Source organism: Pseudomonas sp. GW456-12-1-14-TSB6 (genome assembly GCF_059424205.1).
The window spans coordinates 14098-27025 of sequence record NZ_JBWKZE010000040.1; the positions used below are offsets into that span (position 1 = coordinate 14098).

10 protein-coding genes are annotated in these 12928 nt (G+C 62.5%); 6 read left to right on the forward strand and 4 right to left on the reverse strand.

Features of this window, described 5'->3' with window-relative positions:
- The first annotated feature begins 63 nt into the window (after nt 1–63).
- The gene (locus AC07Y2_RS26060) at nt 64–792 is read left to right on the forward strand and encodes a methyl-accepting chemotaxis protein (protein ID WP_442964113.1); all 729 of its coding nucleotides are present in this window, start codon (nt 64–66) and stop codon (nt 790–792) included.
- A 214-nt stretch (nt 793–1006) separates the two neighbouring features.
- Here AC07Y2_RS26060 and AC07Y2_RS26065 read toward each other — a convergent pair whose 3' ends face one another.
- Nucleotides 1007–2284, reverse strand: coding sequence for an acetyl-CoA C-acetyltransferase (locus AC07Y2_RS26065; RefSeq protein WP_163973956.1), 1278 nt, complete (start codon nt 2282–2284; stop codon nt 1007–1009).
- A gap of 177 nt (nt 2285–2461) precedes the next feature.
- On the opposite strand from AC07Y2_RS26065, the gene AC07Y2_RS26070 reads away from it, so the two are divergent.
- The 4 genes from AC07Y2_RS26070 (at nt 2462) to AC07Y2_RS26085 (ending at nt 8330) form a co-directional block, all read left to right on the forward strand.
- Nucleotides 2462–3814: a 3-oxoacyl-ACP reductase gene (locus tag AC07Y2_RS26070; RefSeq protein WP_103387213.1), complete on the forward strand. Its 1353-nt coding sequence runs from the start codon at nt 2462–2464 to the stop codon at nt 3812–3814.
- Between the two features lie 2 nt (nt 3815–3816).
- A complete protein-coding gene (locus AC07Y2_RS26075) occupies nt 3817–4671 on the forward strand; it encodes a MaoC family dehydratase (protein ID WP_103387214.1) in 855 nt (284 codons plus the stop codon).
- A gap of 306 nt (nt 4672–4977) precedes the next feature.
- Complete coding sequence (locus AC07Y2_RS26080; protein WP_178082886.1) at nt 4978–6525, forward strand: collagen-like triple helix repeat-containing protein; 1548 nt, start codon at nt 4978–4980, stop codon at nt 6523–6525.
- Between the two features lie 134 nt (nt 6526–6659).
- Nucleotides 6660–8330: a ShlB/FhaC/HecB family hemolysin secretion/activation protein gene (locus AC07Y2_RS26085; protein WP_103387215.1), complete on the forward strand. Its 1671-nt coding sequence runs from the start codon at nt 6660–6662 to the stop codon at nt 8328–8330.
- Nucleotides 8331–8347: 17 nt separating this feature from the next.
- Here the strand turns inward: AC07Y2_RS26085 and AC07Y2_RS26090 are convergent, their stop codons facing one another.
- The 3 genes from AC07Y2_RS26090 to AC07Y2_RS26100 all read right to left on the reverse strand — a co-directional run bounded on the left by AC07Y2_RS26090 (nt 8348) and on the right by AC07Y2_RS26100 (nt 11647).
- Nucleotides 8348–10747 carry an autotransporter family protein gene (locus tag AC07Y2_RS26090; RefSeq protein WP_103387216.1) on the reverse strand — a complete coding sequence of 800 codons (2400 nt, stop codon included), beginning with the start codon at nt 10745–10747 and terminating at the stop codon, nt 8348–8350.
- 199 nt (nt 10748–10946) lie between these two features.
- Complete coding sequence (locus AC07Y2_RS26095; RefSeq protein ID WP_039772480.1) at nt 10947–11354, reverse strand: response regulator; 408 nt, start codon at nt 11352–11354, stop codon at nt 10947–10949.
- A 77-nt stretch (nt 11355–11431) separates the two neighbouring features.
- Entirely contained in the window at nt 11432–11647 is a 216-nt protein-coding gene (locus AC07Y2_RS26100; RefSeq protein WP_092163870.1) for a Flp family type IVb pilin, read from the reverse strand.
- A 331-nt stretch (nt 11648–11978) separates the two neighbouring features.
- On the opposite strand from AC07Y2_RS26100, the gene cpaB reads away from it, so the two are divergent.
- Complete coding sequence (cpaB, locus tag AC07Y2_RS26105; protein ID WP_103387217.1) at nt 11979–12920, forward strand: Flp pilus assembly protein CpaB; 942 nt, start codon at nt 11979–11981, stop codon at nt 12918–12920.
- The last annotated feature ends 8 nt before the right edge of the window (nt 12921–12928 follow it).

Genomic DNA, 12928 nt, shown 5'->3' on the forward strand with positions numbered 1-12928 from the left:
AGCTCGACCCGGGTCTCCGGCGACATGGCCGAAGCCGCCGGACGCCAGCGCGAAGCGGTGGACATGGTCTCGACCGCGTTCCACGAAATGGTCGCCACCGCCAACGAAGTCGCCCGCTCGTGCAGCCAGGCGGCGGAGTCGGCCGACAGCGGCCAGCGCCAGGCCCGCGAAGGTCAGCAGCAGATCGATGCGGCGGTGCACAGTGTCGATCAACTGAGCCAGGAACTGGAGCAGTCCGCGCAGTCGATGCAGCAACTGGAACGCGACAGCAACGACATCCAGTCGATCCTCGGCACCATCCGCTCCATCGCCGAACAGACCAACCTGCTGGCGCTCAACGCGGCCATCGAGGCGGCGCGGGCCGGTGAGCAGGGTCGTGGTTTTGCGGTGGTGGCCGATGAGGTTCGCGCACTGGCCAAACGCACGGCGGATTCGACGGCGGAAATCGACGGGCTGCTGGGCAATCTGGCCAAACGCACCAGCGCGGTGACCCAGCAGATGCGCGCCAGCCTCGATGTGTCGCAGCAATCGGTGGTACGCATCGGCGAAGCGCGAGAGAGCTTCGGTCAGATCCGTGAGTCGGTGGATGTGATTCGCGACATGAACACGCAGATCGCCACGGCCGCTGAAGAACAGCATCAGGTGGCTGAGGACATCAATCGGCATATCAGCCAGATTCATGGTGATGCGCAGTTGGTGGCGGAGCTGGCGAATTCGGCGCGGCTGGATTCGCAGAGTCTGGCGGGGTTGTCGAATGAGCTGGATGGGTTGGTGCGCAGGTTCCGGACTTGAGATTGGGGGCAACCTTAAAAGCCCCCTCACCCTAACCCTCTCCCGGAGGGAGAGGGAACTGACCGAGTTGTCTTTCGCTATACATCGACCTGAAAGATCGAGTCGATTATGGATTCAACAACGTTCTTTCAGGTCGGCGGACTTCTGAAGCATCCCCCAATCGGCCCCCTCTCCCTCCGGGAGAGGGTTAGGGTGAGGGCAAGCTTTTGCTCTTCTAGCGCTCGATGATCGCCGTCACACCTTGTCCGCCCGCCGCACAAATCGAAATCAACCCCCGCCCCTGCCCCGCCGCATCCAGCAACTTCGCCAGGTTCGCCACAATTCTCCCGCCCGTCGCGGCAAACGGATGCCCCGCCGCCAGCGAGCTGCCCTTGACGTTCAGGCGGCTGCGATCAATCGATCCCAGCGGCGCGTCCAGCCCGAGCCGGGTCTTGCAGTACTCCGGATCTTCCCAGGCCTTCAACGTGCACAACACTTGCGCGGCGAAGGCCTCGTGAATTTCGTAGTAGTCGAAGTCCTGCAAGGTCAGGCCATTGCGCGCCAGCAAGCGTGGCACTGCATACGCCGGCGCCATCAGCAGCCCTTCGGCACCGTTGACGAAATCCACCGCCGCCGCTTCGCCGTCACGCAAGTAAGCGAGGATCGGCAGACCACGTTCCTTCGCCCACTCCTCGCTGCCCAACAGCACCACCGACGCGCCATCGGTCAGCGGCGTCGAGTTGCCGGCGGTCAGCGTACCCTTGGCGCTTTTCTCGAAGGCCGGTTTCAGGGTCGCGAGTTTTTCCAGGGTCAGGTCCGGGCGCAGGTTGTTGTCGCGGGTCAAGCCGAGGAATGGGGTCATCAGGTCGTTGTGCCAGCCTTCGCTGTAGGACGCCGCCAGTTTGTGGTGGCTTTCGAAGGCCAGTTGATCCTGTTCTTCGCGGGGGATGTTCCAGGTCTGCGCCATCAGCTCGCAGTGCTCGCCCATCGACAGACCGGTGCGCGGTTCGCCGTTGCGCGGGAATTCGGGGATCAGGTGTTTAGGGCGCAATTGCAGAAAGGTCTTGAGCTTGTCGCCGGTGGTCTTGGCGCGGTTGGCTTGCAGAAGGATCTTGCGCAGGCCTTCGCTGACGCTGATCGGCGCGTCCGATGTGGTGTCGACACCGCCGGCAATACCGCAATCGATCTGGCCGAGGGCGATCTTGTTCGCCACCAGCAGCGCCGCTTCCAGGCCAGTGCCGCAGGCCTGCTGAATGTCGTAGGCCGGGGTCGCCGGCGACAACCGCGAACCGAGCACGCATTCGCGGGTCAGGTTCATATCCCGTGACAATTTCAGCACCGCCCCCGCGACCACTTCGCCGATGCGCTGGCCGTGCAGGTTGTAGCGTTCGATCAGGCCTTCGAGGGCGGCGGTGAGCATCACCTGATTGCTGGCGGTGGCGTAGGGCCCGTTGGAGCGGGCGAACGGAATGCGGTTGCCACCAATGATCGCGACGCGGCGCAGCTGACTCATGAAATGCTCCTTGTGAAATATCCGGTCTGAAAATCGAGCGCTGAAAACCCGGTCGGGCCACAAAAGCGCCGAGGGCAAACTACTCTGCTGTTCTAGCGTAGGCCTTATTGCGTGGATCGAACGATTGATTGCCCTTCGCAGTCCACACTTTGAACCCCATCTTCTGGAGAGCGTTCCATGTCTGACCGCTATATCGACTTCGCCAACTCGTCCATCGGCCACCGTCTGGTCGGAGCCCTGGGCCTGCCGTCGCCGGTGCGGCTGGAACGCTGGCAGGCCGGGCGCCTGCGGCCGGTGGACGGTGCGCTGCTGATCGGCGGTGGTCCGCTGGCCGAGCGGGTCAGCACCTTCGCCAATCGCCTGACCGACGCGATCTACCGCTACGGCGACCAGCCGGCGACCGCCACCCAATGGATTCCCGGCCATGGCCCGAAACTCAAGGCCGTGGTGTTCGACGCCAGCGATTTGCAGCACACCGACCAGCTCAAGCAGCTGCGCGAGTTCTTCCAGCCGTTGATGAAAAACCTCAACACCAGCGCGCACCTGGTGATTCTCGGCCGCGCCCCGGAAACCTTGCGTGAACCGTTTGCCGCCAGCGCACAGCGAGCGCTTGAAGGCTTCTCTCGCTCGCTGGCCAAGGAACTGCGCAGCGGTGGCACGCTGCAACTGATCTACGTCGGCGAAGGTGCCGAGGATCAGCTCGAAGGGCCGCTGCGGTTTTTCCTCTCGCCGAAAAGCGCGTTCGTCTCCGGGCAAGTGATCCGTCTGACGGCCTGCGCCACTCAGGTCACCGACTGGACCCGCCCATTGACCGGGCGCAAGGCGTTGGTCACCGGCGCGGCGCGGGGCATCGGCGCCTCCATCGCCGAAACCCTGGCCCGTGACGGCGCCGAAGTGATCCTGCTCGACGTGCCGCCGGCCAAGACCGATCTCGAAGCCCTCGCCGCACGTCTCGGCGGACGCGCCATCACCCTCGACATCTGCGCCGAAGATGCTGCCGCGCAACTGATCGAACAGCTGCCGGACGGCCTCGACATTCTGGTGCACAACGCCGGCATCACCCGTGACAAGACCCTGGCCAACATGACGCCGGAATTCTGGGACGCGGTGTTGGCGGTCAACCTCAACGCACCGCAAGTGCTGACCAAAGCCCTGCTCGACAGCGGCACTCTGCGCGATAACGCCCGGGTCATTCTGCTGGCCTCGATCAGCGGCATCGCCGGCAATCGCGGGCAGACCAACTACGCGGCAAGCAAGGCCGGGCTGATCGGACTGGCCCAGGCCTGGGCGCCGACCCTGCTGGAACGCGGTATCAGCATCAATGCCGTGGCGCCGGGATTCATCGAGACCCAGATGACTGCGCACATCCCGTTCGGCCTGCGCGAGGCCGGGCGGCGCATGAGTTCGCTGGGCCAGGGCGGCCTGCCGCAGGACGTCGCCGAAGCCGTGGCCTGGCTGGCCCAGCCGGGCACCGGCGCGTTCACCGGGCAAGCGCTGCGGGTGTGCGGCCAAAGCGTTCTGGGGGCCTGAACATGAGCATCGAATGGCAAACGCTGCACCAGGAACCGAGCCTGCCGGGGCTGTATGCCCGGGCGGCGACCCGACGCAAAATCACCGGCACCACCCTGCCCGACAGCGGTTTGCGCTGCGCCGTCGAGGTGGATGGCAAACGTCTGGCGGCCTATCGCAAGGTCTGCGGTTTCGCCGATGACGGCCTGCTGCCACCGACCTATCCGCATATCCTCGCGTTCGCGCTGCAGATGCAATTGCTGACTGCCAAAGACTTTCCGTTCCCGCTGCTGGGGCTGATTCATCTGAGCAATCGCATCCGCGTATTGCGGCCGATGGGCGGGATCAGTCGTGCGCAAGTCAGCGTCCGGGTGCATAACCTGCAACCCCATCCCAAAGGCGCGACCTTCGATCTGCTGACCACCCTCGACGATCAACTTGGCCCGTTGTGGGAAGCCGAAAGCCGGATGCTCTGTCGTGGCGTGAAGCTTGAAGGCGAACCGGTCGAACAGGCCTGGGAGCCGGCGCTGCCGCTGATGCAAGTGGCGCAATGGAAGGCCCCGGCGGACATCGGCCGGCAGTACGCGAAAGTCTCCGGCGACTACAACCCGATCCATCTGAGTGCCGCCAGCGCCAAACTCTTCGGTTTCCCTGCGGCCATCGCCCACGGTCTGTGGAACAAGGCCCGCACCCTGGCGGCACTGGCGGATCATCTGCCCAAGGCCAACCTTGAGGTCACCGTGCACTTTCGCAAACCGGTGCGCCTGCCGAGCGAGGTGAGCCTGTTCGCCAGCGCTGCCGGTTCCAGCGGTGAGTTGCGCCTGATCGGCGCCGGGGATCTGGAGCACATGGTGGGCAACTGGCAGCCTGTGGCCTGAGATCGAGGCCGGGAAAACCTGCTCAATTGTGTATATATCACTTAAGTTTTCCCGCGCCGCACAAACATCCCTCGCCGAAACCCAGCCTTGATTTTCAAGGCTTTTTTTTGCGCGCCTATATCCTCGGTATTAGTCGTTAGGCGGCATTCGCAGCCCCCTGCATAAAGGCGTTAATACCAACTTGAGAATGGCGTGGATCCGGCCTTGCGACTGATATGAGCACAACGGACGAAGGCACTGCCGGCAACAGAATCGGCGGGCCATCGAAAACAACAAACGTTGTGACAGGTGCAAGGAATAACGCTCATGAAAACTCAGATGAAAGCTCAGGCGGCGTGGTGCAAATCGGCAACGGCACTGGCCCTCATTCTCTCCCTCGGTCTGGCCGGTTGCAGCAGTGGCGGCGGCGGTCATCACAGCAGTTCCGGCAGTTCTTCCCCCGACAGCTCGACTGCAGGTACTGGTGGCACGGGTGGAGCCGGAGACACCGCGGGCACTGGCGGCACTGGCGGCACCGGTGGTACTGGTGGAACGGGAGGGACAACGGATCCGACCAATCCGACCAATCCCACCGACCCGACGGATCCGACCAACCCAACCAACCCGAGTACACCGACACCTCTGGTTACCACCACCCTGGTGCAGGACGTCGGCAATACCGTCAGCGGCGTCGGCGATGGTGTCGGCCAGGTCGGTGACTCCCTGAGCGGCGTGCCTGTCGTTGGCGGCGTGGTGCAAAGCGCGGCCCGGACTGCCGGCAACGTAGTGACCACGCTGGGTGACGGCGTAGCCAACGGCATCGGCAAACTGGCGACCACCGACAATGGTCTGGGCGTTACCGCTTCGGCGGTCGGCGGCGTGGTGCAGGATGTGGGTAACGGCGTGTCCGACCTGAGCGGCAAACTGGCCACTGCCACGGGCAGCGTCCCCGTGGTTGGCGGTGTGGTAACCAAGGTCGCCCCAGTGCTCAACGGGGTCGGCGAAAAGGTCACCATGCTCGGCGACACCCTCAGCACCGCCACCACCACCGGCCCGCTCGGCTCGGTTACCAAAGAAGTCGGCAGCAAACTGGTGCCGGTGATTGCCATGGTCGAAAGCACCACGGACAAACTCGGTACGGCTACAGGGCTGGGCGCGCCGTTGAACGGTTTGGTCCAGAAGGTCGGCAGCACGGTTGACGGCGTGGGTGACAAGGTCACTGTCGCCGGCAACGGCAACGCCCTGACCAACACCGTCGGCGGTGCCCTGAGCAATGTCGGCACTGCGGTCGGCAAGGCCGGCGGGCTGGTAGACAACGGCACCGGTTCGGGAACGGGCGTCGGTGGCGGTCTGGGCAGCAATGGCCTGCTGCAAACCGTCGGCGGCGCAGTCGTGAACGTCGGCGCCGGGTTGAGCAGCGGCAATGGCAGCCTCGCCGCACCGGGTGGTGTTCTGGCAGCGGCCGGCAACACCGTGGCCTCGCTCAACACCGTGCTCGGCGGTTCGGGCTCGCCGATCACCAGCCCGACCACTCCCCTGGCAACCCTGGGCAACAACGTGGGTGCCGGACTTGCGCCAGTCACCACCGCGGTCACCAGCCTGACCCAGAACGTCGGCGCCACCACCGGGCTCGGCACTCCGGTCGCGGGTCTCACCAGCCAGGTTGGCGGCGCCGTCGGCAATCTGGGCAACGCGATCGCCGGCACCAACAGCAACCCGGTCGTGGCGGCGGTCGGCAACACTGTCACCACGGTGGGCAACACCGTCACTGCGGTCGGCGGACTGGTCAACGGTGGCACTGCCACCGGGACTGGCGGCGGACTGGGCGGCGTTCTCGGCGGCCTGACCGGCGCGTTGGGAGGGAACAATCGCTGATTTGCACCTGGCCGATTCGACGGCCGAACCTACAGCGCCTACGCTTGGTTGAGGGCGGAAGATTCCCACGAGTCTTCCGCTTTTTTCTTAGGAGAAAACCCGCCCGGTGCTGGGGTTTGAACATGGAGTGTCCTATGCGCGTTATGGCATCCCTGCTGTTTCTCAGTCTCAGTTGCACAACCCTCGCCGACACCCTGCCCAGCTTTCTCAACAGCAACGAAACCATTCGCAACCTGCCGGTGCCGAACCTGCCCGCCGACGCCTACCGGCCGAACGCGGCGCCGCTGCAAGTGCCGGAGCCCGGTGCCACGGCCGCCCAGCCGTTGCTGATGGGCACGAAGATCAACCTCAGGACTGTGCAGATCGAAGGCGGCACGCTCTACCCGCTGAACGAACTGGCCGAAATCTACAAACCGCTGATCGGCCGCGAGAGCAGCCTCGCCGACCTGATCGAAGCCACCCGCAACATCACCCGTCGCTACCAGCAGGACGGTTATCTGCTGTCATACGCCTTCCTGCCACAACAGACCTTCGACGACGGCGTGGCGCGCGTCGTGCTGGTGGAAGGCTACGTGCGGGACGTGCAGATCGCGGGCGACGTCGGGCGGGTCAAAGCCCTGCTCGACCGATTGGCCGCCAAGCTCCAGGCCGAACGCCCGCTGACGCGCAAGACGTTCGAGCGCTACACCACACTGATGACCCGCATTCCCGGCGTGACGATCCAGGCCCAGGTGCCGCCGCCCGGCACCACCGACGGTGCAACCACGCTGGTGGCCCAGGCCAGTCGCAAGCCGTTCACCAGCACCCTGAGCACCACCGAAGACAACCGCAACGGCACCCAGGCATTGCTCGGCGTCAGCAGCAATTCACAAACCTCAATGGGCGAACAGTTGAGCCTCAGCGGCCTGTTTCCACCGGGAGATGATCACGAGCATTACTACCGGCTGGACTACAACCAGTTCATCAACGACGAAGGCGCGCAACTGAGCCTGTCGGCCTCGCGCTACCGGGCCGATCCTGGCACCAATGTGCTGTTGAACAACGGACTGGAACTCAAGCCACACCGCGAAAACGACCGTTATTCGCTCGGTTTCACCTTGCCGCTGATTGCCGCCTCGGATGAACTGCTGACTGCCGGATCACGCCTGTACGCCGTCAATGACAAGACCCGCTACAACGTGATCGGCTACCCGCTGAGCGTCGAAGAACGCACCGACATCCGCGCCCTCGCCTTCGAAAGCGACTGGCGCAAGGCCGATGCCCGGCAACTGCGCATTCTCAGCGGCGGCGTGTACCAGGGCTTCGACAGCCTGGGCGCGCACACCAACAACAGCGCCATCGACCTCGATTTTTTCAGGGTGCGTCTGTCGGGGGTGCAGAGCGACAAGTTCTTTGATAACTGGCAAGGCGTACTGTCAGCCGCGTTGTACTGGAGCGACGACACCCTGCCCGACAGTGAGCGTGCGGTGTTCGGCGGGCAGAATTTCGGCCGTGGTTATCCCGATGATCAGGCGTCCGGCGACAAGGGCTGGGGCGTGGCTTACGAAATCAACTACAGCTTCAACCGCGACGGCAATTGGGTGCGCATCCTGCAACCGTACTTCGTGCTCGATCGCTCGCGCAGCTGGTTCAATGAATTGCCGGTACAGGCCAATAACCTGTCATCGGCGGCGCTCGGCCTGAGATTCGGCGATGCGAAGTACTACAACATCGCCCTGGAAGCCGCCAAGGCGATGTCGGATGAAGCGCTGGATACGTTCAATCGCCGGCCACGTTACAGCATCAGCTTCAGTTATCAGCTGTAGCACGACCGACCGCTGAATCAGAAGGCGTAGCGGACTTTCGCCGTGAAACCGTCAGCGTCAAAACCGCTGGCGGTCACGTAGTTGTAAGACCCGCCGACGCTCCACGCGCCCATCCGATAGTTGGCGCCCAGACCCAGTTCATAACTGTCACGAACCGGGGTGGTGCCACGGCTGGTGAACGAATCGCCGCCCAGCACGAACGACGACGTGGTGCCGGTCTTGTCGCCAATGACGTCGTGCCAGGCCATCAGCTTCGCTTCGGGTTCGAGGCTGCCGGTGCCCACATCGAATGCCGCCGCCAGACGCGCGCCGACACCCATCTCGCCCACCTCATAGCGCTGACTGCCGACATTCAGCGAAGCCGAACTGCCCTTCTCGCGATAGCTGTCCATGCCCACATTGGCGTAACGCGCCCCGACCTGCGGCTCCAGCACCACATCCGGCATCAGGCGCACGGTGTACCCGGCCAGCGCGCTGACGCCGAATACGTTGCTGTCGTAATCACCCTTGGCGCGGGTACCGGCGATGTAGCGGCGCGACTCGTTGTCGTTCCAGCCATACATCAGCGACGAATCAACGAACCAGTTGTCGTGCGTCCAGTTGCCGTACAGGGTCAGCGCATGGCCGGTGACCTGGGTCTTGTTGCCACGATCGGATTTCACATCGGTGTCGAGGTAGCTGTACGCCAGACCGACCGCCAGATCAGCATTCAACTGGCCATCGGCACCCACGGCGATGCCGTGGCTGTCGGCATCGTAACCACTGACACCACGACGCTCATCCTGGTTGGCGTCGCTGCTCAAGGCTTGCAGCCAGACACCTTTGTCCGTGGCAGCGCCACTGGTACGGGCACGGCTGGAGCGATCATTGATGACGCCCGACACCAGCGTCTGACTGTTGGTGGCCGCGTGAAGCACCCCACGGCTGACATCCGGGCTGAGGGTTTCGGACAACCGCGCCAATTGCGCATCGGTGCTGGCGTTGGCGAACGCCTGGAACACCGGATCCTGCTCATCGAGCCGCGACAACAGACTCGACACGCGGCCCACAACCGTTGCGGCATTGCGACTGCCACCCGCCACAAGGGTGTTTTGCGCCAACACCTCTTCGGACTTGTTGGTCACCACTGACGTGATGTCGCTGCCCACAACCCCAAAACTCTTCACATCCAGCAAAGCAGAGGAAGAGGTCACGGTGAGGTTATTGCCGCCGACCAGACTGCCCGAGCTGATCAGGGTGTACTTCGTACCACCCTGTGTCACACGGAAATCACTGGAGCGCGCCAAAAGACGCAACGTCGCACCCGGCGCGATATCGGTAGTGCCCGTGACCTTCAACACCGGCAACGCCGGATTGGTGTCATTGCCCAGGTACATTTCCAGCACCGAGTCGGACTCTTCCATATCGAAGTCACCGATGATCGTGGTGTGTGGTTTCACCAGCGTCAGCGTCCCGTCCTCGATGGTCACGTAACCGGATTTGATGGTCGAACCGTCGAAAACCGCATCGCCGTCGATGATCACGCCGGACAGGCCGATCAGATCCCCTTTGACCGTACCGCCGAAAAAGTCGAAATAGCTTTCGCCGTCATCGACCTGGATTGCCGCCGTGCCACCCTCGATCGAACCGGTCAGTTGATAAATGGTAAACGGCAACGCATTGAGAGCCTGACCGCTGACATGCACACCAATCGACTCGCCGTAGATCGTCCCGGAGTTGAACAGATTGAAACCACCCGTCCCCGCCGAAGTATTGAAGTTAACGCCTTCGAAAGTGACGGCTTCGGCGTTTGCTCCGGTGGCGCGAATGGTGCCCGTGTTGTTCACGATGCTTTTGAGAGTGGCACCGTCGAGGAACAGACCCAATGCATCAGGGCCGGCAACATTGATTGTGCCGTTGTTGGTGACTCCAGCCAGCTGGGTATGTACCAACATCACGCCGCCGGCAGTCGCCCCACTGACATCGATCAGCCCGTCGTTGGAAAGCGAGCCGTTGAATGTGCTGCCGATGTCGGAAAAACCGGTTGAGCTGCCGGACCCCGCCAGGCCGTGAACAATAATGGAACCCTTGTTGATCACACTGTAGGCGACAGTGGTTGGCGTCGCACCGGCGGCTCCCAGATTGATACCGATGCCATGATTGGCCCCGTCAATCCGGATAGTGCCGTTATTGCGCAACTGGTCAGCCGCCAGCCCCATGAACTGGGCGCCGTAGGTCAAGGTCGACGGCGAGCCGGGAGTAATGATCCCGTTGCCGTTCAGATCGACAAGACCGTAGTTCTGCAGATTGCTGTTCAATGGCCCACCGCTCAGGTCATAACTCAGACTGGCACCGGCAGCGGAAACAACGCAGGCGTGCAGCGAAGCCACAGCGATGGACAACGCCAGAAGCGAGTGGCGCAAACGATCAGTATTCAAACGAGATTCCCTTCCAAAACATGAAAAACAGTTTCAGCAGGGGTATCGAATTCACTCAGGCATCCCTACCGAACCCACCAGGTCGTCCGGTTTGGGCGCGGGGAATGTACATGAGCCATCATTTCGACACCATCAAAATGTCAAACGAATGGCGTCAATTTCAAGATCGGCGTATTCGAAGTAGAAGCTGCATGAGCACTCAGGAGACATTGACCTTTGGCTTGGGAAACAGATTGTCCAGGGTCTCCAGCAGCCGCACGTGATAGATCGGCTTGCGGAACAGGTCGAGCACCTGCAACCGCAGCATGTCGCTCACATCCTCCATGTCCGCGTGCCCCGACGTCACGATCACCGGCAGATGCTGGCGCGAGGTGTGCTCGCGCAGGCGCTTGATCAGCGACATGCCGCTTTCCTCCGGCATGCGCAGATCGGTGATTACCAGAGCGATATCGGGATGGCGGGTCAGGTGATGCAGGGCGAGTTTGACCGAGGTGGCGGTATGACAGACGAAGCCTTCGCCTTCCAGCAACTCCGCCAGCTCCAGCAACGCGTCCTCTTCGTCGTCAACCAGAAGCAACTGTTGGCGTGAGGAAGAAGACACGTTCATGGGCAGTACCTGAAAGCTGAATGGTAGATCGAGTGTAGCCCGACATCAGCAAGGTGCTGGCGCAACCATGCTGTGGCTTATGGCGTTGGCCGGGTTTGCGTCGTGCCGCCCAGTGACACCAGAACGTTGTTGAAGATCGCCAGCATCCGATCACCCAGCGGAGTGACGAAAACGACCACCACCACGGCGACCATGGCCACGACGATGGCGTATTCAATTGCCGACGCACCGTCTTCATGTTTGTAGAGCAGCAAAGCTCTGGCCATTAAATAATCAACGATCATTCGAAACATATGCCCACTCCTTTGCGCTCCTGGCGCCGATGTCACAGCAGCGACAAAGCGTTCGCCGTGCCATTTGAGCATTGTCAACAAACCCCCACCCAACAACTGTAAGAACGGATTAGTCATAAAGGATTAGTCGTTTCGTCAAACTCGGCATTTCGACTGCTGATTGGCCAACACCCATACTTTCGTGGGTTATTTGTCTGTCACTAATGGCGTTTTGGCTTGTTTCAGCTAGCGTGGAAATAGCGAAATAGTTGGATGTTCATAGCTGCCTGATTGCGATGTTCCCTTGGTAGGAAGTGCGGGCTGGTAGTGCAGCAGGAAAGGGAGAGCCGTCATGAACAGTCGTGTGACCATTGGCCTTGCAGCGGCGCTTTTACTGGGGGCCATCGTTGTCGGATATTGGGGGCTGGTGCTCAGCCGGCAACCTGCTCCGGTTGCCGAGGCCCCCGCGCCGACGGTGGTCACCGTCGAAAAAACCGTCGCTGCCGCCGAAGACCAGACCCGCCAGCCGGTCGTGGTCCTGGTGCGTGACGTCCCGCCCTTCACCCCCCTCACTGCCGCCGATCTGGCCGTTGAAAAACTGCGCAGCGCCCCCGCCGGCAGCCTCGGCACCATCGAGCAGGCAATGGGTCGCACTCCGTGGCGTCACCTGAGTGCCGGCACCTGGCTCAACGAAGAAAGCTTCGAGGCCGGCGGCACACTGGCGCGCATGATCCACAGTGACGAGCGCGCGCTGGCCGTGTCAGTTGATGAGGTGATCGGCGCGGCCGGGCAGTTGATCCCCGGGGATTACGTCGACGTGCTGTTGTTCCTGCGCCAGGACGCCAGCAACCCGCAGCAGTCGGCGCAAATTGTGGTGCCGGCCATGCGCGTGCTCGGTGTCGGCGAACAATACGGCCTGACCAACGACGGTCAACCGTCCGCTCCCGCCATGAGTGCCGACGACAAGATCAAACAGGACCAGCGCCGGCTCACCGCGCGCACCGTGGTGCTGGCGGTGCCTGAACAGTTGTTGAGTCGAATGATGCTCGCCACCCAGGTCGGGACGTTGCGCCTGGCCGTGCGCAGCAGCGAAGAACAGCGCCTGGCCAGGTACTGGGCCGGCGAACGTCAGGCGCCGGACAAACTGGTGGCCGCCAACAGCCAACTCTTCCAGTTCACTCAGTTGGCGCTGGGGACCGCGCCGAAAACCGCGCCCGGCAGCGACCACAGCGGTGCGATACGGCCCGCGGTGGAAGTGATTCGCGGCAATCAGACCAACCCACAAAACCCATGACTGAGCAA